Origin of the sequence: Fervidobacterium sp. 2310opik-2, assembly GCF_011057735.1 — a bacterium.
GTDB classification, from domain to species: domain Bacteria; phylum Thermotogota; class Thermotogae; order Thermotogales; family Fervidobacteriaceae; genus Fervidobacterium; species Fervidobacterium nodosum.
The window spans coordinates 1-21606 of sequence record NZ_LNGG01000026.1; the positions used below are offsets into that span (position 1 = coordinate 1).

Consider the following 21606-nt stretch of genomic DNA (forward strand, 5'->3'; position numbering starts at 1 on the left):
TAAGAATGAAAGTGAAATATTAAGTTATTGAAAGTCAAAGTGTTGACTAGGTTTTTTATTTTTCTATTTTTTCTCCTCTTGACTTATTACCGGAAATCTTAAAGAAGTTTTTTAGATACAAATTTTAACGTTGGTAAAAAAATTTTTATATATTTTAACACAAACAACCAAAACAAGTCAAGCGATTTTATTAGAAAACGAGAGAAAATTAAAAAAATATGTATTTTTAGTATGTTTTTACAACTTAATCTGATTTTTTGAATAATTATAGTATCGAAAGACTAAAATTGTTACTTAATAAATGGAATTTGTGTTTAATTTAACGTGATTAAAATTGTTAAAGAAACTTAATGTTTCAAATATGGTATAATTATTTGTGAGTATTTCTGAAAAGAAGAGGTGATAAAATTGAATATTCTGCTTGGCGTTAGCTCAGGTATAGCGATTTATAAGGCAGTCGACTTAGCGAGTAAAATAAGAAAGCAAGGCTGGAATCTTCAAGTTATAATGACTGAAAATGCTAGTAAATTGATAAATCCTATTGTTTTCTCATCGGTTGGAAACTGTAAAGTTTATACAGATACATATGAAATTGAATCTGGTTGGATAATACACACTGAGCTTTCAAAATGGGCTGATGTATTTATAATTGCGCCCGCCACTGCAAATACAATAGCAAAACTTGCAAATGGCTTGGCTGATAACTTGCTAACCACAACCGCGCTTGCATTTGACAATGGTAAAAAAATAGTTGTCCCAACTATGAACACAAGAATGTACGAAAATCCAATAACACAAGAGAATATAGAAAAGCTTGGTAAGTTAGGTTGGAAAATACTCAATCCTGAAAGTGGCCATCTTGCCTGTGGAGAAGTTGGAAAAGGCAGATATCCTGAGAATGAAAAAATTATAGAATTCATAAAGATAGTATCAGAAGAAAAACCATTGGAAGGTAAAAAAGTCCTTGTAACCGCCGGTCCAACTGTAGAATCTATAGATCCCGTTAGATACATATCAAATTATTCAAGTGGAAAGATGGGTTATTCCATAGCGACTGTAGCTAAAAGATTGGGAGCGGAGGTTATGCTAGTAACTGGACCAACATGTATTGAATATCCTTTCTTTATGGATGAAATAGTTTCTATTAAATCTGCGGAAGAAATGTACAAAGCAGTTTTGAGTAAAAAGGATAATTATGATATACTTATTATGTGTGCGGCAGTTGCTGACTACAAGCCTAAGGTTAGTGCTCAACAAAAAATCAAAAAATCCGCAGAAACACTTATTATTGAGCTTGAGAAAAACCCAGATATACTTGAAACAATTGGTCATTCAAAAAAAGAAAATCAAATTGTTGTTGGATTTGCCGCAGAAACAGAAAATATAATAGAAAACGGTTACGAAAAACTTGTGAGAAAAAACGCAGACGTGATAGTTGCAAACGATGCTAGAACTGCTATGGGAAATGATAGAAATCACGTTTATATAATTTTCAAAAATAATTCAATCGTTGAACTTGAGGGAACAAAAGAAGAAATAGCAAAGGAGTTGTTGATAAAGCTATGCAAAGTTCTACAAGAATCCTAAGAAAAATTTATATATTTATCAACATCATCTTATTAATTCAAACATTTACTTTTGGGGTAAACATTGAAAAAGTTTACGTTGGTATCAAGTATTCTTTCAGGAATTTTAGGACAGACGGTACAGTAATTTTAGTGGATCCTTTTAGTAGAAACATGGTTGTATACAATCTCGAATCAAAACAAATAGTTACAGCTTATTCTTCCATTGGAAGTTACGTCATGAACGTTTATCAATCAGAAAACGATTATATAATAGTTGACAGAACAACACCAAAAATTTCAAAGATTAACCCTTATGGTAATTTAATTAAAAGCGTATCTTTTCAAAAAAGAATTCAGTCAAGTTTACTGCAAGATAATGTTTTATACATTCTTCTTGAAGGAGGCGAACTTTATTCCTTTGATAAAGATTTAAATACTATAGGAACATACAAATTTTCTGGATCACCAGCTTACATATTCTCTTGGAATGGAAAAATATTTGCAACTTATCTTTGGAATGAAAATTACGACATAGAGTTTGTAAACGAGAAACCTCAAAAAATAGGATTAACAACACCTTCTATTCTTGTTGGTGACATACTTATAGATACCCGTGATGGACAACTTTATAACCTTAAAACAGGCAAAATAACTAAAATATCCAAATACATCTCGAGCGCTTATTACGATGGTGAGAAATACTATATAACTTCTATGGCAGGATTGTCACTTACTATTGTGCAAAATGATTCTGTTCAAAATTCTTTCAAAGTGCCATACACCCCAACTTTTGTAAAAAAGGTTGGAGAATACATAGTTATATTAAGCGCTCCTTACAATAAAGTTATGGTAACAAAAGATGGGAAAGAAATCAACGTATTTGATACGGGTGATTATCCTTTTGAAGTATTTACACTAAAAGATTCACAAAGCGCATTTTCTGTATATTGTTCCGATAGTGGCGAGTTTTATTATTACACTTTTTAAAAAACTAAAAATCATTAATTATTAAGGAGGTAGAAAGATATGAAAGCAGTCAGATGGGTTAATACATTTTTTCCAAAGGTAAAAAACACGCAGTCAATTTCTGATGCACTCCATGAAATGAGAAAATATTCTTGTGATTATTGTATCGTCGTAGACGAAGATGGCAAATTTGATGGATTGATTCACAAATCTGTTATAAAAGAAGTTGAAATGGAAGAACAGGTTGGTAAATACGTTATTTTCCCAGATTTTTATATTGTTGAGGATTCAACAATCGAAGAATCTGCGATGATGCTTATTGAAAACAAAGAAACGGTACTTCCCGTTGTTAATTCAAATAGTGAGGTTATAGGTGTACTAACCATTCAAGAAGTACTCGAAGCTATGACAGAAATGTCAGCAATGGATGAACACGGAATAAGAATTAATCTGACACTTCAAGACAAACCTGGCGAATTGAAGAAAGTTATCGATGTGCTTGCAAACAACAGAATAAACATTCTTTCTATACTAACACTTAAAGATGATAACAATCGCCTTGTATCAATAAAAGTTGATAGTAAAGATGCAGAAAGCGTTGCAAGTATACTTGAAGTATATGAAATTCCATACGAATCAATAGTTGAAGAAGAGGGATTTTTCCAATAAGAAATGGATATACTATTCAAACTAGAAACATTCGAAGGTCCTCTTGACTTACTCCTTTATTTAGTCCAGAAAAAACAGATAGACATCCGCCAGTTGTCGATTTCACAACTGGCAGATGAGTTTTTATACTATATAAATCAAATGGAAGAATTCAATCTAAACGTTACTTCAGAGTTCATATCAACGGCAGCTTATTTGCTTGAATTAAAATCAAAAAGCTTAATTCCTTCATTAAGTGATAAAGAAAGAAAAGAGTACGAATACAAAAGGGAACTTTTGTTTAGGAGAATCGAAGAATACGCTCGATTAAAACAATTAGCAGAAGAATTATCAAGAAAAGATTCTGCTGAGCAATATCCTGTGAAAGTTTTGTATACTTTCCCAAAGGTAGATGAGAAAAAACTTGTAAATATAGTTAAAGCAGCAATAAAGGAATTAGAGGTAAAGCAAAAAGTTTACGTTATAAAAAAAGAAAATTACTCTCTTGAAAAAGTGATGGAAGAAATAGAGCAAAGTTATGATTCAATAAGTCTATACGAATTGCTTAGAAATAGTACATCAAAATATGAAATAATAATCAAATTTTTGGCTATACTTGAACTAATACGTTTTGAAAAATTTATCATTGATGAAAACCTTGTTTTAAAGAAAGTGGTGAAGGCGAATGTCGCAGTATAACACCAAAAACAAAAAGGCATTAATTGAATCGATTATCTTCGCCTCACGCGGAATAAGTAAAGAAAACATATCCACTTTGACCGAAATTCCTCTTGAGGAAATTGAATTGTTAATTAACGAAATAAAAGAAGATTATTCTTCCGAAGATCATGGTATTGAACTTAGAGAAATAGAAGGTTACTTAAGATTCTATACGAAACCTCAGTTTTCAAGTATTGTTTCAAAAGTAGCCAAGAGAAGATATCTTGGAAGTCTTTCGCCTTCACAACTTGAGATAGCTATATTTTTAGCAGTTAGAAAGCAAGCAACAAAATTAGAAATAGACAGTATGCGTGGAAAAGATTCAACGAATGTAATTAAACAATTATTAACCTCTGGAGTCGTTAAACGAAGGAAATCAGGAAGAACTTTTGTATATAGCCTTACTGAAACATTTAAAGATGAAAGCATGATTGAAGAACTTGTTCGCCAAGCAGGTGGTGCTTCGTTCGAAAGCATTGCACAGAATATTTTTGAACCTGAAGAACAAAGCAATTCAAATAACAAACAGGAAAATCAAGAAAGCTAAATAAAAAAACTAAAGAGGGATGTTCATGACTGTAAATGAAGCAAAATATCTATCACAAAAGATAATGGAAGCTGGCGAAATTCCACTTTTAATAGGACATTTTGGTGTTGGGAAAACTGATATAGCAAGGGATATAGCAAAGGAAACAGGAAGAAAGCTTATTATTTTAGTCTTATCGCAGATGGAACCAGGGGATTTGATTGGGTTACCTGCGAGAGATGAGAATAAAACAAAATTCTTAGCACCAGATTGGTGGCCAGAAGATGGTAACGTGATAATTCTTTTGGATGAAATAAACAGAGCTCACAGAAGCATAAGGAATGCGATAATGCAACTTCTTGTGGATAAAAGAATTCACAATCATGTACTTCCAGAAGGCACATGGTTAATGGCGTCTATGAACCCACCTGATGAAAACTATGACCAAGTTGAATTAATAACAGACCCTGCTTTTCTCTCAAGGTTCTTTATTCTTGAAATACATCCGGAACCATCTGAATGGATAAATTGGGCTGAAAAAAATAGTATTCCAAGAGACATAATTAACTTCATAGAAAAATACCCAGAGTTTCTTTCTGTTCATGATACTCTGTCATTAAAAGCCTCTATAAAACCAAGTCCGAGAAGTTGGTATAAACTTGGGAAAGTACTTTCTCAATTAACTGAAGAAGATAAAAAAGAGTATTTATACATATTAGCAAGTGGAATAATTGGTCCAGAAGCTGCAAAAGTGTTCGTCGATAGGGCAATTTCTTCTAATATTTTAAGTCCATATGAAGTACTCATAAATGGTAATATTCCTACAGAGCTGGATATTCATCAAGCAAACGGATTGTTGATAAGATTAGTAGATTTTATAACCTCCGTAGATGAAAAAGACCTTCAAGAATTACGCAAAAAATTAGATAATATATCGGAAAATTTAATAAGACTATCGAAAGTCGTTCCATCTGATTCGTTCGAAGCTTTTATGAGAATGTTGGTAAATCTCTCCAACACACCTGGGTTAAAAGGCGAATTTTGTGACAAACTTATGAGAAAATTAATTTCTCTTGAAAAAAATAATTAAAAAACAACCTCGAGTATTTAAGCTCGAGGTTATTTTATTATATAATTAAACTACTTCAAATTTTCTGCTAGAATTTTGCTGAAAAATTCAAACTTTCCATTCTTAATAGTTATTATAAGAACATCCTTCAAAGCATTGCCATTTGCGTCTATAGTTATAAAGCCCGTTACTCCTTCAAAGTTTTTGGTTTTCCTTATTGCTGACGCTATTAACTCTGAATTCTTAGTTTTTGCTCTTTCAATTGCATCAATAACAAGCATATAAGCATCATAACCGCATGCAGAGTATGTCGAAGGTTTTTCACCATATTTCTTTTCAAATGCTTGAATAAATAACTGCGATTTTTTTGTTCCGAGTGCATCAGGGTGAAAATGATCCGAAAAGTAAAGTCCTTCAACAGCTTGACCGCCTAATTTTATTATCTCAGGCACAGCGGCACCATCACCTGCTAATATATACCCCTTATAACCCATTGACCTTGCTTGTTGAGATATTAACGCTATCTCATTGTAATATCCAGTGATAACTATTGCCTCACTACCATATTTAATAGCTTGAGATATTTGGGCACTAAATTCCTGATCTCCAGATTTATATTGTAACTGTAAAACTTGCCCACCTAATTTTTCAAACTTTCCAGTAAAATAATTTGAAAGACCAACACTGTAATCTTGTTCAATATCAGTAAAAACACTCACTTTTTTTAATTTCAATTTTTTTGATGCAAATTCAGCAAGAGCAAACCCCTGCAAAGGATCGATAAAAGTAACTCTAGTGACAAATTTTTTCCCTTGAGTAACTAATGGATTAGTAGACATAGTAACCATCGGTACTTTCTTTTTTTCTACTACTTCACCAGCTGCAATAGAATTACTACTAAGGATTTCTCCAAGAATAGCAATAACTCCTTCTTTGTCAATAAGCCTTGCAGCGCCATTTGCTGCTTCTGTTTTTTCACTTCTCGTGTCCATATACACAATCTCTACTTTCTCACCTAAAACAATGTTTTTCTCTTCCCAAGCAAGTTCTATACCTTTTTTAAACATATCACCAAAAGATGAAACACCACCAGTTAACGGTAAAAGCGCACCTATCTTGATAACACCAAAAGTACTCAGACTCAAGATCAAAAGAAGTATAAAAACAAATCTTTTCATACAAGTCTACCTCCTTGGAAGAAATTCTTGTAATATACAAAAATGTTTAACTTAAATCAGCTAAAAAACTTGAAATTTCATAATACAAATCAAAATTTAATATACTTAAAAAATTTTTTCGTATTTTAACATTCAAGAAAACATTTGTCAAGGAATAATTTTAGACAAAAGATGAAAAAATTTAAAATTAGCGAATAATTCAACATGGTTGAATATAATTTGCTTTTTTAAAATTAGTTAATATAGCGAACAAAAAATTAATTTTATTAATTTTGAAAACATAAATGAGCAAAAAATTAGAAAAAAACAACTTTTTCCACTCAATATGACTCGATTAAAATTCTTAACTACAAGATATTGGTTTTCATATTTTTTTAAATTCGCCTTATTTCTTATTTACTCTTAAATATCCAGAGTTATCTAAAAAGTGAAAAAGGTTCAGTTAAGTGATATAATTAGAAAGTGTATAAATAAAACCTTAACGGGGGGATGATTTATGCCAGAAGTCATAAGGGCACCAAGAGGAACACAATTAACATGCAAATCATGGCAAACAGAAGCCGCGATGAGAATGTTAATGAATAATCTTGATCCAGAAGTTGCAAGAGATCCGGCCAATTTGATAGTTTACGGAGGTAAAGGTAAAGCTGCAAGAAACTGGGATTGTTTCTACAAAATAGTTGAAACACTTAAAAAATTAGAAAACGATGAAACGTTACTTATTCAAAGTGGAAAACCAGTCGCAGTTTGGAAAACACACGAATGGGCACCGCGTGTACTTATCGCAAATTCCAACCTTGTACCAAAATGGGCAACGTGGGAATATTTCAACGAACTTGAAGCACGTGGGCTGATAATGTATGGGCAAATGACAGCAGGAAGTTGGATATACATAGGTACACAAGGTATACTCCAAGGTACCTACGAAACATTCTACGCTGTTGCTAAGAAATACTTTGGTGGAACACTTAAAGGTAAACTTGTCCTAACGGCAGGGCTTGGTGAAATGGGCGGAGCCCAACCACTCGCAGTTACAATGAATGACGGTGTAGTAATCGCTGTTGAAGTTGATAAAAGGATGATAGACAGAAGAATCCAAACTGGTTATCTTGATACATGGACAGATAACTTAGATGAAGCTTTGAGATTAGCAAAAGAAGCATTGAAGGAAGGTAGACCTCTATCGATAGGTTTACTTGGAAACGCAGCAGAAGTACATCCAGAGCTTGTAAGAAGAGGTATCATTCCCGATGTAGTAACAGACCAAACAGCCGCACATGACCCATTAAATGGTTATGTCCCTGCTGGCATTTCATTCGAAGAGGCTTTGAAACTAAGGAAAGAAAATCCGGAAAAATACCTTGAAATGGTTTACGATAGTGTTGTGAAACACATTGAGGCAATACTGGAAATGCAAAGACAAGGTGCAAAAGTATTTGAGTATGGGAACAACATAAGAAGATTGGCACTAGACCATGGAGTAAAGGATGCTTTCAATATCCCAGGGTACGTTCCCGAATACATAAGAGATTTATTCAGTGAAGGTAAAGGCCCATTCAGATGGGTAGCATTGTCTGGTAAGCCGGAAGACATTTACAAGACTGACCAAAAGGTATTAGAACTATTTGGAGAAGACGAGCATCTTAGGAAATGGATAGATATGGCTCAAAAGAAGGTAAAATGGCAAGGATTACCGGCAAGAATATGCTGGCTTGGTCAAGGACAGAGAGCAGAAATGGGACTTGCAATGAACGAAATGGTCAGAAAAGGCGAACTTGAAGCTCCTATAGTTATAGGTAGAGACCACCATGATACAGGTTCAGTAGCAAGTCCATACAGAGAAACAGAAGCAATGAAAGATGGTAGCGATGCAATAGCTGACTGGCCATTGTTAAATGCAATGTTAAATGTTGCAAGTGGTGCGACATGGGTCTCTATCCACCATGGTGGAGGCGTTGGAATAGGATACTCAATTCACGCTGGAGTTGTTATCGTTGCTGATGGAACAGAACTAACAAGACAAAAACTCGAAAGAGTATTGACAAACGACGTTGGCATGGGAGTAGTAAGGCATGCAGACGCTGGATATGAAATAGCTATCCAAACAGCCAAAAAGCATGGAATTAGAATGCCAATGATGGATTAAAACTATTCGAATGGAGCAGGTGAAAGATGTACTTTGGACCGGAAAAGTATAAGAGTATAGAAAAAATCGAATTTGATAGCTCAGAATTATTGAACTTTCTAGAGAGTAAAAAAGATAGGCTTGATGTTTACCACCGCCATGTTGCGGTGGTAACTTGTTATTCGAATGAACATAGTGAAATAAACCCGACTGAATCACAAAAAAAATTCCCATTTTTTATGAATTTCCTAGTAACTCCTTCAAATGAAAAACTCATAGGTTTATCCATCTCTAACCCTATGTCAACAAATCCAGCAATATACAAGCTCCAAAAGATTAAAGATGAAGAAAATTTTAAGGAAAAATTCAAAAACTTCACAAATGAAAATTGTAATCTTCAATGTGGTATAATTAAACTGCCTCTCAAAACACGCTTTGTTGCAATCTCAGGTCCAGATGAATTTTTAAAAAAAGAAATATTTAGTGAAAAGGTGCTGGGAACAGAATCTTTCTCTTTTGCACAAAAAGTTGATGAAAAAATTATTGAACGTTTGGAAAAATACAAAGAGGGAAAATTCAAAATCTGTAAAACCATTATAAATGATGAAGGGATAAATTTCTTCATCGTTGATAAAAGTGTAAATGACGAATTTAGACCCTTATTATCCGAAGTTGTGTCATTGCTAAGAAAAAAGCACAATCTCAGCCCAGCAAAATACTTTGCATTAAACGAAAAAGTTATAGGTTCTTTTATGTTAGATTTCAACACAATATTTTCAGAAAACCCGTTTGTCCAGGTCGAAAAGCTAATAGAAGAATATGAAATGATAAAAAAAGATTTAATCAGGCATTTTGTATGACCTTACAAAATCATTTTTTCATTTAATTTTATGGAGATGATTTCAATGAAGAAAATATTTTTAATTATTCTAATTTTTCTACTTTTTCTAAACTCATCTCTAATAGCAATTACATTTCCACAGCCAACACCATTGAAATATGTTAACGATTACGTTGGAATAATTAGCGAAGATTATGTAAAAAACATAGTCTCTATAGGTAAAGAACTTGAGGAAAAAACTGGTGCTCAACTAACAGCTGTCATAGTTGATACCATAGGAGACACAACAATCGAAGAATACGCTGTTGAGTTATTCAGAAAATGGGGAATAGGTCAAAAAGGCAAAGATAATGGCGTGTTATTACTTGCTGCCATAAAAGACAGAGTAATGAGGATTGAAGTTGGGTACGGGCTTGAAGGTGCGATACCAGATGGCAAGGCGGGACGAATAAGAGACGAATACATAATACCATATTTCAAACAAGAAGACTATTCCAAAGGAGTTTACTATGGCTATTTGGCTCTTGCGAAAGAGATAGCAAAGGAATACAATGTAGAATTGACAATGGATATAGATAGTGAATTACCTCAACCAGATGAAACTGAAACAATTCAAAAATATTTACCGATAATTGTCTTTGTAATCATCGTAATACTGATAACTCTATCAAAAAGAACAAGGATAAGTGGTATGGGACCAAGGGGGCCATTTGGACCAGGTGGATTTGGTGGATTCGGAGGTTCCGGTGGCGGAAGAAGTTCTGGCGGTGGATTTGGTAGTTTCGGTGGTGGGCGAAGCGGTGGAGGTGGAGCAAGCGGGAAATGGTGAAAAATGAATTAGACAAAAAAATAGATAGAGAAGAAAAAGGTGGCAAGTTAAATGTACTTATAATGGAAGGACTTGCTATATTTTTTGTAATGCTAGTTCACTCTGGAACACCTAACTATATTTACAGTTTTTTTAGTTACGGTTTGTCATCTCTAATCTTTGCAAGAGGATATCAATGGAAAGAGAAAAGTTTGGATAAATTTATTTTATCAAGAATTCAGTTAATAAAAACATATTATTTCGCAGGACTAATAAACTCGCTTATATTTTTGCTTATAGTCCCTGAAAAATTTATCACAACATCCAGATGGAAATACCTCGTGAATTTTCTTATAGGAAAATTGGATAAGCTTTCAGAAATCCCTATAAATATTGTTCCATTGTGGTTCTTTCTAATGCTATTTTTTGCGGAAATATTCTATCTGATACTATCCAAAAACAAGATAACCATCTACATTGCAATCGTACTTTCTATATTCATACGTATTATTCCACATACTCCGCTTCCATTTAAAATAGACGCAGCACTATGCTCTATACCATTTTTTTACATTGGAAAAAAATGGAAAGAAATGAATATGAAAATTTCGTCTCCTTTCTTTCTCTTATCAACATTCGGTTTATTTCTAGTAAGTAGATACAACGGAGATATATCTTGGAACACCCAATGGTTTGGTAAAAATGGCTTGATTGCCTTTTTAGGTGAAATACTTGCTATATTTGTCGTTATTTATCTATCAGAGTTCATAAAAAACTCAGTATTTGAAGGTTTCTTTTATAAGCTTGCTTTCAATTCATTATTTGTGATATCTTATCATTTCTTATTTGGTTCAATTCTTTACTATCCTTTTTCCTTATTGCTTGGACCTATTGAAAATCCTATGGAATTACTTCATAAATTTTGGTTTATCCACTTTGCAGCAGTTATAGTGATAGTATTATTATCAATTAAGTTCATCCCAAGAAAAATTAGAAGCTTCCTTATTGGAAACTTTAATGATTTTACAAAAAGGAAAGGAAGGAGATCTGTTTGATTAAACCTCTGGTATCAGTTATAATCCCGGCATATAACGTTGAAGGGTATATAGAGAAAACTATTGAGAGTGTATTAAATCAAACATATAGGAACTTAGAAATAATAGTCGTAAACGACGGCTCAACTGATAAAACAAGAGAAATTGCGTATAGTATACTGAGAAACTCCGGTGTAAACTTCAAAATCATCGATCAAACTAACCAAGGAGTCAGCGTTGCAAGAAACGTTGGAATCGAAAATGCATCTGGAGATTACATAAAATTTTTAGATGGCGATGACAGGCTTCCTCCAAATTCTATTGAACTTCTTTTGAGTAAAGCTTTGGAAAAAAATATAGGTATTGTCTTTGGCGGACAAGACGTTATAACATTTAATGGTAAAGTTATATACAAATATGAAGATATGTATAAATTCAAATGGGAAACAGAATCATACAAAAGAGCAATAATTGACTTTTTAACAGGTGAAATATACATATCCGTTAATAACTCGCTAATAAGCTCAAAATTAATCAAAGAAAACGACATAAAATTTACTAAAGGAGCTAAATATGGGGAAGATAACGAATTTTTGACAAAAGTTATCTATTATTCGAAATCAATTTATTATCTAGGAATTACAACCGCACTATTAGTTTACAGGCCAACATCATCAACAAAAAAACCAACGCTTTCAGTATTTCACAACGTTGGTTCGGTAAAACGACTTATAAAATTCTTTAAAAATCTCTCCGAAACGGAAATAGCAAAAGTTTTAGAAAATTATTCGCTCCCTTCTGCGTATGGTTGGTCCATAGCAAATTTAGCTTTTAGTGGTTATCCTTACAAAAAATGGATAAAACTTGCAAAAAATAAGCATATTTTAGAAAATGTAAAAAAAATGAAAATACCTACCAGAAAAAGAACAAGATTTCAAAAACAAGCTTTAATCCTAAAAAACATATATTTAACATGTCCATCAATTCTGTACTTTATTCTTAGAATATCATCAAAATACTTCTCAAACAAAGCTGGAAGATAAAAAATAATGATGAAATTGGGGATTCGATTAGAAAGGAGGAAAGAGCGCGTTAACTTGTATTACAAAACAAATAATCTGCGCTCAAATTAGATGGGTAAGAAGTATCTTATTGCCACGGCATGCAATAAAAAGTACGAAGAATTTTTGATAAACCACTGGCTGAAGTCTTTGAAAGAAAATGTAAATTTAGCTGAAATAGATATATTAGTATTAGACTACGGATTAACAGAAAATGCTAAAAATATATTGAAAGAAAATTCTGTAATTGTGGAAGAAGCAACAGAATTCAACGGTCATATAAACAATTTAAGATTCAAAGAACTAAAAAAGTACCTTGAAGCAAATACTAAATATGAGCAACTAATTTTTTGTGATTCAGGTGATATAATCTTCCAATCCGACATTTTGCACCTTTTCAAAATTGAAAATGATAAAGTGAGAGGGGTATGCGAAGAAATATCACCGAATATGGATGTACTAATAAACAACGAAAAGGTAAAAAATGCTGATGAAATTAAGAGTTTTCTAAGAGGAAAAAGATTAATAAATGCAGGATTTGTCGTATACCCATCTCATAAATTTATAAATATCGTTAACGAAATGTTTCAAAAAATTATAGATCCATACGCATGGGGCGTTGATATGATACTCCTAAATTATTTTGCATATAAATATGGATTTTATGAACTTCCAACAATCTATAATTTTATTCCGACAACCTCGACTAAAAAATATTTTGTGAAAGACGGGAAATTTTACCTTAAAGATGGAACAATAATTCCTATTGTTCATAACGCGGGTGGGAAGAAATTTTTAAGGCCTATAAGAAACTTTGGATACGGTAAAGAATACAATCAAACACGTTGGTTAATAGTTTATTTACTGAGAATTTTCTACAAAACACTTTCATTTTTTAGAAGAAATAAATAATTAAAAAAATCTTATAATAAACACATTTTATTAGTCTTATTCATTTATAACAGACTTTATAACTGATCTCATTCTATTTCCATTAATAATCTCGTTTCTTAACTTTTCAATGTTATTTCTCCAAGTTTCATACTGTTCAGGAGTAATATTTTCAAGCTTGCTCTCAAGTTCCAACAAGGAATCTACACCAAAACCTATGTTGTATTCTTCTATAAGCTTAAAAATAGCGCTCCCTTTCCATGCAATTATCGGTAATTTGCTGACAATGTACAAAGATGTTTTGTGTGGAAGATTATATTTTAAATATTCGCCTCTTTTTCCAAGAATTCTATCTATATCATCTCCATCCCATATAAGTCCAAAATGACCTTGGATACGTGCGGGGAGTTCATCTGGAGGATATGCACCTTTAATTTCTAAAAATTCATTCATAACCCCATCGTAACCTTTTCCATAGAGTAAAAGTTTGTAATTTTTCGGGAAATAGTTACTTTCAGCTATTTTATGAATAAATCCAGCTTTCCACTTGCTTAAGTTTCCAGCATATACAACTAAAAATTTTTTATTTTCAGGAAACTCTCCTCTATGAGTTTTAATTATACTGTCAAATTCTTCGAAAATTAGATAATCAAAAAAACCTAAAACGAATGTCTTACCTCTAAATCCAAACTTTTTCTTTAAGAACTCTGCCATTTCCTCCGAAGGGCAAATAGCATGGGTAAATTTCGAAAAAACTATCTTTTCACGTAAAAAATCAATTTTTCTACCAATTCTTATAGTCTCTATATCGTGAACAAAAATAACCCTTTTCCCATCTCTAAATGCAAGCTTAATAAAAGGCGATAAAATTGCGTCAATTCCCGTACCGTTTTGAAAAAAGACAGTTGAGCTTTTATACTTTCCACCAAAGAAAGAATATATTATGAACTGGAAAAATTTAGATAAAGAAAAAATTCTTGTATTCTTACCATCTTTAAATAAATTTATAGGCTTAAAGCTTTCGCTTTGAAAAATTCTTTCAATATCCATTTTTGCTTTTGAAGCTGCGTTATAATTTTTCCAATAGAACGAAGAAATGTAATATATTTCCTTATTTGATTGCCTACTCACAAACAAACACCTCCATCACCAACGTTACTGACAATTATTGACAATATTAAGCTGCAATGATAGAATATAGATTGCGTTGTATATTCTCAAATATTATTGGGAGGTCGTCTAATGGCAGGACTGCGGACTCTGGATCCGCCAGTGGAGGTTCGAATCCTCCCCTCCCAGCCAATACATAAATTTCCCCCACGTTTCGTGGGGGATTTTTATTAGATTACTGCATTTCTGTTATCATGTCTTTTATTCCGCTAACTACAAAGCTTCTTTCAAACTCCAATTGTTCACCTGTTTCCATATTTTTTACAAGCACGATATTTCTTTCAAGTTCACTCTCACCAACGATTATCGTAAATTTAGCTCCAACTCTTGCAGCATTCTTGAGTTGCGCGCTCAACCCACGTTCCATAAGCTCAAGACCAACTGGTATACCTTCCCTTCTAAGTTCTTCCGAAAGCCTTATCGCTTCAGCTTTTACATCAAACCCACCAAGGTAAGCGATGTAAACTACGTTGGTTTCAATTTCATCAACTAAAACATTCTCAGCTTTCAATGCAAGTATCAATCGTTCTATGCCCGTTGCAAAACCTAACGCTGGAACGTCTTTACCACCTATTTCTTTTATTAGTCCATCGTATCTTCCACCACCAGCGATAGCGCTCATAGCCCCGAGCTTTTGGTGGTGTATTTCAAAAACCGTTCTATTGTAATAATCAAGACCTCTAACAAGTCTTGGATTTTCAATATACTTTATACCTACCGAATCAAGCAATGCTTTCAACTCTTCATAGTGCTTCCTAGAATTCTCACCAAGATAATCCGTTATCTTTGGCGCATTTTTTGTGTATTCTATATCAACTTTACAATCCAAAAGCCTAAGTACGTTCTTTTCATATCTAACTTTACAATCATCGCATAAATTTTCTAAATGCTGTGCGTAATATTCTTTTAAAGCTTCGCGATATTTCGCCCTATCTTCTATATCACCAAGCGAATTTATATGAATTTGATAATCAACAAGTCCTATTTCTTTCATCAATCTATCGGCAAAGATTATAAGCTCTGCATCGGCTATAGGTGACGAGCTTCCGAAAATTTCTGCACCAAATTGATGGAACTGCCTTTGCCTCCCAGATTGTGGCCTCTCGTATCTAAACATCGGACCAATGTAAAAATACTTTTGTGGAAATCCTTGAGCTATCATTCCATCTTCAACAAAAGCCCTTACAACAGGCGCAGTCCCTTCAGGCCTAAGTGTTATACTTCTTCCACCTTTATCCTCAAATGTGTACATTTCTTTCTGAACGATATCCGTATCCTGCCCCACGCTTCTAATAAAAAGCTTTGTTTCTTCGAATATTGGTGTTCTTATTTCACCGTATCCGTATCTTATTGCTAAATCTTTTGCCTTTTTCTCTATCCAATACCAATACTTCATCTCTTCGCCGTACAAATCTTCCGTGCCCTTTATTTTTTGGTACACTTCTTCTCCACCTCCGCAAGTCTTTGCTTCGCGTCTTTCTTTGCGTCCTCATCCACAATTTTCCACTCGGGTCTCGTTGGTAAACTCAAAGCTTTCTTATACATTTCAACTGCTTCGCAGTATTTTCCTTTTCTCTCATATAACTTACCGTACACAAAATAAGAATACACATGATTGGGTTCAAGTTCTATCGATCTTTTAAGTAACGCTTCGCCTCTTTCAAGGTCAGGAAAAATCGGCACTTCTATGTACCTTATAGCCGCTAAGAAATGAGGTAACCATTGGTCTCGACCATATTTAACAGCCATATCTAAATTATAGTCTATCTTACTTGTTAAAGTCAAAGCTAATAGGTTATTTTTCTGGACTCTGTGGGAAAGCACAAGAGCCATGCAATAGTAACCTTTCCAAAAATTTGGATAATCTTTCACAATTTTCTCTGCCAATTGATAAGCTTTTTCGGAATAATTATAACCCATTCCACCCCAACTGTACAGCTCCGTATATGCAATAACAATATCCCCCTTTTCATCGGGGGATAATTCTTCATAGTTAATTGACTTCAATAGTGCATCAAGTTCTTTTGCTTGCCTGTTGCCAATCATATATTGAATTTTGTAAGACAACTCAGAAGAATAAGACGAAGCCAAAAGCAACTCTTGTAAAATAAAAAATATTAATAAAACTAAAAAAACTCTAATGATACGCTCTAAAAAATTTCTCAACGACCTAGCACCAACTTTCTAATTGCGTATGCGACTCCCGCTTCATTGTTTGATTTACTTACATATTTTGCGTATTTTTTGACTTCATCTGGTGCATTTTCCATAACAACGGGATAACCAACGATTTTTAACATGCCTATATCATTGTAATTATCACCAAGATACATCGTTTCTTCAGGCTTTACATTAAAATACTTGAGTAAATAGTTGAAAGATATATCTTTAGATGAATTTGGGCCAAAAAATTCATAAAACACTTCTGAATTTATCCTATTATTTTTAACAACACTTACAGACTCACCAAATATGAATAAGTCATTCTCTACAATACTTTTTATCTTTTCCTCATCACCAACAAGAGCCACTTCGGCTATTGAATCCCTGTTTGATATATAATTTACAACATCGCTAACATAATTTATTCTCCATTCATTTTGCTTCAAATAACTCAAAAACTCACCTGAATAATTTGTGTCTATATACATATCTTTCTCTTCCAAGAAGTCCATGTAAACGATATAAAACAAACCTTTTTCCCGAGCTTTTTCAACGATTAATTTAGCAACTTCAGACTTCAAATCGGATTTGTATATAACTTTATCCTCCATCCATTGGTAAATGAACGCTCCATTCTGCAAAATAACAGGGACATCCAAACCAAGCTCTTTCATATACCTTTTCGCTGAACCAAAATTTCGTCCAGTTGCGATACTTACATGCACACCTTTTTCCATAGCTTCTCTAAGAGCGATAACATTATCATCTGGAATATGTTTATCATCGTTCAATAATGTCCCGTCTAAATCCGTAACTATCAACCTAACCACTCTAATATACCTCCATCTTTCCAAAATTAACAAAATTAACAATTATATATTATCTTGAAACAACAACCTTTCCAAGGTCACCAACAATAATTTGAACACCTTTTGGTTTCCCATCGTTCTCGACAATTTCTACTTTCTTACCTATTAAAGATGAATCTATCCTTGGTGAGAAATTAGAAATTCTAACCTCATCCATAACAATAGAATTTTCAATTTCGCAATTCTCAATAAGCACGCCATTTCCAATCGACGTGTAAGGACCTATGTAGGCATTTGAGATTGTACAATTTTGACCAATTATCACCGGACCTCTTATAACACTATTCACCACTTCGGTACCTTCACCGATACTAACTCTACCTTGTATGACCGATGATGCCTCAACAGTTCCTTTTATACTGAACTCTTCGATTATATCATCAAGTATCTTGTGATTAGCTTCCAGCAAATCTTCGGGTTTACCTGTATCTTTCCACCATCCGTAAATTATATGTCCCTCGACATTCCCTTTGTTTTGGATAAGCCAATCAATCGCATCTGTAATTTCCAGCTCACCACGCCATGATGGTTTAATATTTGCAATACCTTCGAATATATCTTTTCTAAACAAATAAAGCCCTATAATCGCAAGATTTGAAGGTGGTTCTTTCGGCTTCTCAATAGTCTTTACTATCTTGTTTCCTTCCATTACCGCAATACCAAACCTTGTTGGATCGTTAACTGGCGAGAGCATTATAAGTGCACTTATATTCTTTCTTTGCTCGAATTCATCAACAAAAGGTCTTATATCATCCATAATAAGGTTATCACCAAGGTACATCATGAAATCTTCATCACCTAAGAAATCTTTTGCCATCAAAACAGCATGTGCAAGTCCTTTTGGTTCAGGTTGGAGAATATAAGTAATCTCAACGCCGTATTTGATACCATCACCAAGATTTTCTTCAAAATCAGCCTTATTCTCCGGGCTAACTATAATACCTATTTGCTTTATACCAACACTCTTTATTTTCTCAATTGTGTAAAGAATAACTGGTTTATTTGCCACAGGAATAAGGTGTTTTGCAGTTGTATAAGTTAAAGGTCTGAGCCTTGTTCCCTTACCTGCACACAGTATAATAGCTTTCATAGTCTTATCCTCCTTTTTCACTCTCTCAAATTTTGCGAGCTTCTTTAACAATATATTATAACCCAACAATTCATAGTAACAATTCTTAAATTATTCAGAGTGTTAAAACATAACAATGCATCGCAAAGTATATTATAGCATATATAGAAAAATTTAAGATAATAAAATGATTTTGAACATTAAGAAGGTATAATAGAACTAATTTTGTGCATTTTGATTTGTACTAAAATATAACAAGTGATAGAATTTTTGTACACGAATAAATTATTGGAATGGGAGGTTATCCATATGGACGCAAGCCAAATTTTAAAGTTAGTTGAGCAAGAAGGAATTAATTTCATAGACTTAAAAGTTGTTGATCTTTGGGGCAGATGGAGACATGTAACTCTTGCTAAAACAAATTTCTCAGAAAAGACATTTGTTGAAGGTGTTGGATTCGATGCTTCCAATCTTGGTTACGCCGAAGTCTTCAGCAGTGACATGGTAATAATCCCTGACCCAAACACAGCGATAATAGAAGAATACAACAGTGAAAAAGTCTTATCCATGATTTGTGATGTTTACGAAGTCGAAAACATGACACCTTGTTCGCACGATCCAAGAACAATACTGAAAAAAACACTTGAGTCAATAAAAGACATTGCGGATGAAGTATACCTTGGACCCGAATATGAGTTCCACATATTCGAAGATGTTAAGTACGAGGTAAAAACAAACAAAATATCTTTGGAAATTGATAGTTCAGAAGCATTTTGGAAATCGGGTGAAACAGGGGAATATTTCGTAGGAAGGAAAAAGGGTTATCACCGAATTCCTCCATTTGATAAACTGATGGAAGTAAGAAACGCGATAGTTAAAAAATTACTCGAGTACGGTGTCCCCGTAAAATATCACCACCACGAGGTGGGAACATGTCAGGTTGAAATAGAATTACCATTAATAGACGCTCTTAAAGCAGCCGATTATACAATGTTAGTCAAGCATGTTGCACGATTAGTTTCAAAAGAATACGGTTACTTAGTCACATTTATGCCTAAACCATTGTACGATGAAGCTGGAAATGGAATGCACGTGCACCAATTTTTGAAAAAGAACGGAAAAAATATATTCGATGGCGATAAAATCTACAACCTTTCACAAGAAGCGCTTTATTACGTGGGTGGTATACTAAAGAATGCCCCATCACTGATGGCATTCACCAATCCATCTACAAATTCATACAGAAGATTAGTGCCGGGTTTTGAAGCCCCAACAAACGCCGTTTTTGCGCTTGCAAACAGGACTTCAGCGATAAGAATTCCTGCTTACGTAAAAGACCCAGAAAAAAGAAGGATAGAATTTAGAACGATCGATGCAACGTGCAATCCTTACCTTGGTTTTGCAGCTATGATACTCGCTGGTATAGATGGTATAAGAAAGAAAATTGACCCAACCGTTGAGGGCTTTGGACCATTTGAAGGCGATCTATACGAAAAAGAGGTTAAACCTCTCCCGAAATCTCTCGAAGAAAGTTGCAACGCAATCTTAGCAAATAACGAATTCCTAACGACTTTCCCGAAAGAATTGATTAAACACTGGGTAAACGTTAAACTCTCCGAAGAAAGACAAGTTAACTCAATACCACATCCAAAAGAATTCGACTTATATTTTGATGTATAATTAATATCTCAATATATCAATAGAAAAATAAACGAAATCCCCTCTAAACGGGGGATTTCGTATTTTTATAATTATCACTATTGATTTTTTATCAATATTGATATATAATATTACCGTCGTCAGAAAACACTATCACCTAACATCTAAGAGGTGTTTACTTATGAGAAGAAAATGTGGCTGTCAACATGGTCAAGGTGGAAATATGCACAGATGCGAAGAAACTGGTTTTTCAACGGGAGATTTCCTTACAGCGGTTATTCTGAAACTGTTAAGCCAAAAACCGATGCACGGGTATGAACTTTACGAAAAACTTCAGCAGGTTGATTATTATCCGTTCAAACATGATCCATCCGTTATTTACAACATTTTAAGAAAACTTGAGCATCATGGAATTATCGAATTCAAAGTTGAAGAAGGAAACGGAGGATTAAGGAAGGTGTACTCTATAACTGAAAACGGAATTAAATACTTTAACAATCTTCTAAAGTTGATAGATACTCTTAAAGAATCCTTTGAAGAATTCTTGAAGAGTTAATTTAAAACAATTAAATCGAATAATCAAAAGGAGGCGGTATTATGGTAAGAATTGCAATACCAACAGACGATGGTAAAACCGTAGCTTCACACTTTGGAAGAGCGGAGTATTTTGTAATTGTTGAAATCGAAGATAGCAAAGAAGTATCAAGAAAACTTTCTGAAAATTTACACGCAAGAGGTCACCACGGCGGAGAGCATAACCATCATGGGTATGGAGAACACTTTGGAGAGCCACATAATGAACACAGGCACGAGCACGGGCATCACCATGGGCATGATGAAGTATTTGCTTCGACAGGGGATATAGATGGCGTTATAGCCGTGAAAATGGGGCCCCATATGTTTAATGACCTTAAAACAAGAAAAATAGGAGTCTACTTAGTACCATTAAATACTACCATAGACGACGCAGTAAAACTATTTTTAGAAGGAAAAGTGAAAAATATAGTTAAGTAAAAATCACTAAATACTACTCAAATTTTCAAGAGAGAATCCGCCCTTGTGTTTTAAAAAAGGGCGGATTTTTTATTAAACAAGAGCAAAGAAAAACAACAAGTCGTATTTTAAAATAAAAGCACAATATTTATTCCTGATTTGACATTTTTCGAAATTTAGTGTAAACTTTAAAGGGGTTTATTGGACTTTGGAAACGATTCAAGAAAATTACAAAGTGTATTACAACA

The 21606-nt window shown here is 33.6% G+C and carries 21 protein-coding genes and 1 tRNA gene; 16 read left to right on the top strand and 6 right to left on the bottom strand.

The window, feature by feature from the left end:
* The first annotated feature begins 408 nt into the window (after positions 1–408).
* Genes coaBC through AS161_RS07990 form a run of 6 tightly spaced genes read left to right on the top strand, consistent with a single transcriptional unit; the run spans position 409 to position 5518 of the window.
* Positions 409–1587 (top strand): bifunctional phosphopantothenoylcysteine decarboxylase/phosphopantothenate--cysteine ligase CoaBC, encoded by a 1179-nt coding sequence (coaBC, locus tag AS161_RS07965; RefSeq protein ID WP_164542390.1) that lies wholly within the window; start codon positions 409–411, stop codon positions 1585–1587.
* Positions 1563–2555 carry a hypothetical protein gene (locus AS161_RS07970; protein WP_164542391.1) on the top strand — a complete coding sequence of 331 codons (993 nt, stop codon included), beginning with the start codon at positions 1563–1565 and terminating at the stop codon, positions 2553–2555. The genes coaBC and AS161_RS07970 overlap by 25 nt, the downstream gene beginning before the upstream one ends.
* Positions 2556–2594: 39 nt before the next feature.
* Entirely contained in the window at positions 2595–3203 is a 609-nt protein-coding gene (locus tag AS161_RS07975; RefSeq protein ID WP_011994613.1) for a CBS domain-containing protein, read from the top strand.
* A gap of 3 nt (positions 3204–3206) precedes the next feature.
* Positions 3207–3881 carry a segregation/condensation protein A gene (locus AS161_RS07980; RefSeq protein WP_011994612.1) on the top strand — a complete coding sequence of 225 codons (675 nt, stop codon included), beginning with the start codon at positions 3207–3209 and terminating at the stop codon, positions 3879–3881.
* A complete protein-coding gene (locus tag AS161_RS07985) occupies positions 3868–4449 on the top strand; it encodes an SMC-Scp complex subunit ScpB (RefSeq protein ID WP_164542392.1) in 582 nt (193 codons plus the stop codon). Before AS161_RS07980 ends, AS161_RS07985 begins: the two co-directional genes overlap by 14 nt.
* A gap of 25 nt (positions 4450–4474) precedes the next feature.
* A complete protein-coding gene (locus AS161_RS07990) occupies positions 4475–5518 on the top strand; it encodes a MoxR family ATPase (RefSeq protein WP_164542393.1) in 1044 nt (347 codons plus the stop codon).
* A 50-nt stretch (positions 5519–5568) separates the two neighbouring features.
* Here the strand turns inward: AS161_RS07990 and AS161_RS07995 are convergent, their stop codons facing one another.
* Entirely contained in the window at positions 5569–6675 is a 1107-nt protein-coding gene (locus AS161_RS07995) for an ABC transporter substrate-binding protein (RefSeq protein WP_164542394.1), read from the bottom strand.
* Positions 6676–7171: 496 nt separating this feature from the next.
* On the opposite strand from AS161_RS07995, the gene hutU reads away from it, so the two are divergent.
* From hutU to AS161_RS08025, 6 genes are all read left to right on the top strand, one after another.
* A complete protein-coding gene (gene hutU / locus AS161_RS08000; protein ID WP_164542395.1) occupies positions 7172–8821 on the top strand; it encodes a urocanate hydratase in 1650 nt (549 codons plus the stop codon).
* 26 nt (positions 8822–8847) lie between these two features.
* Entirely contained in the window at positions 8848–9660 is an 813-nt protein-coding gene (locus AS161_RS08005; RefSeq protein ID WP_164542396.1) for a DUF4895 domain-containing protein, read from the top strand.
* A gap of 45 nt (positions 9661–9705) precedes the next feature.
* On the top strand, positions 9706–10470 hold the full coding sequence (locus tag AS161_RS08010) for a TPM domain-containing protein (RefSeq protein ID WP_164542397.1): 765 nt from the start codon (positions 9706–9708) through the stop codon (positions 10468–10470).
* The gene (locus AS161_RS08015; protein WP_164542398.1) at positions 10464–11504 is read left to right on the top strand and encodes a hypothetical protein; all 1041 of its coding nucleotides are present in this window, start codon (positions 10464–10466) and stop codon (positions 11502–11504) included. Before AS161_RS08010 ends, AS161_RS08015 begins: the two co-directional genes overlap by 7 nt.
* On the top strand, positions 11501–12526 hold the full coding sequence (locus AS161_RS08020) for a glycosyltransferase family A protein (protein ID WP_164542399.1): 1026 nt from the start codon (positions 11501–11503) through the stop codon (positions 12524–12526). Before AS161_RS08015 ends, AS161_RS08020 begins: the two co-directional genes overlap by 4 nt.
* Before the next feature lie 90 nt (positions 12527–12616).
* Positions 12617–13456, top strand: a complete 840-nt coding sequence (locus AS161_RS08025) for a hypothetical protein (protein WP_164542400.1) — start codon at positions 12617–12619, stop codon at positions 13454–13456.
* A 36-nt stretch (positions 13457–13492) separates the two neighbouring features.
* Here AS161_RS08025 and AS161_RS08030 read toward each other — a convergent pair whose 3' ends face one another.
* Positions 13493–14566, bottom strand: a complete 1074-nt coding sequence (locus tag AS161_RS08030) for a hypothetical protein (RefSeq protein ID WP_164542401.1) — start codon at positions 14564–14566, stop codon at positions 13493–13495.
* Positions 14567–14663: 97 nt separating this feature from the next.
* Between AS161_RS08030 and AS161_RS08035 the strand changes: the two genes are divergently transcribed.
* A tRNA-Gln gene (locus tag AS161_RS08035) sits at positions 14664–14737 on the top strand.
* A gap of 43 nt (positions 14738–14780) precedes the next feature.
* On the opposite strand, the gene hisS is transcribed toward AS161_RS08035, so the two are convergent.
* From hisS to AS161_RS08055, 4 genes are read right to left on the bottom strand one after another with little or no spacing between them, the layout of a single operon-like run.
* Positions 14781–16046, bottom strand: a complete 1266-nt coding sequence (gene hisS / locus AS161_RS08040) for a histidine--tRNA ligase (RefSeq protein WP_164542402.1) — start codon at positions 16044–16046, stop codon at positions 14781–14783.
* Positions 16031–16771: a tetratricopeptide repeat protein gene (locus AS161_RS08045; RefSeq protein WP_164542403.1), complete on the bottom strand. Its 741-nt coding sequence runs from the start codon at positions 16769–16771 to the stop codon at positions 16031–16033. The genes hisS and AS161_RS08045 overlap by 16 nt, the downstream gene beginning before the upstream one ends.
* Complete coding sequence (locus AS161_RS08050) at positions 16768–17598, bottom strand: Cof-type HAD-IIB family hydrolase (RefSeq protein ID WP_164542404.1); 831 nt, start codon at positions 17596–17598, stop codon at positions 16768–16770. The genes AS161_RS08045 and AS161_RS08050 overlap by 4 nt, the downstream gene beginning before the upstream one ends.
* A 49-nt stretch (positions 17599–17647) precedes the next feature.
* Positions 17648–18727, bottom strand: a complete 1080-nt coding sequence (locus AS161_RS08055; protein ID WP_164542405.1) for a glucose-1-phosphate thymidylyltransferase — start codon at positions 18725–18727, stop codon at positions 17648–17650.
* A gap of 288 nt (positions 18728–19015) precedes the next feature.
* Here AS161_RS08055 and glnA point away from each other — a divergent pair, with 288 nt between their 5' ends.
* From glnA to AS161_RS08070, 3 genes are all read left to right on the top strand, one after another.
* Entirely contained in the window at positions 19016–20386 is a 1371-nt protein-coding gene (gene glnA, locus AS161_RS08060; protein ID WP_164542406.1) for a type I glutamate--ammonia ligase, read from the top strand.
* Positions 20387–20546: 160 nt separating this feature from the next.
* Positions 20547–20921, top strand: a complete 375-nt coding sequence (locus tag AS161_RS08065) for a PadR family transcriptional regulator (protein ID WP_164542407.1) — start codon at positions 20547–20549, stop codon at positions 20919–20921.
* Positions 20922–20962: 41 nt separating this feature from the next.
* Positions 20963–21379 (top strand): NifB/NifX family molybdenum-iron cluster-binding protein, encoded by a 417-nt coding sequence (locus AS161_RS08070; protein WP_164542408.1) that lies wholly within the window; start codon positions 20963–20965, stop codon positions 21377–21379.
* The last annotated feature ends 227 nt before the right edge of the window (positions 21380–21606 follow it).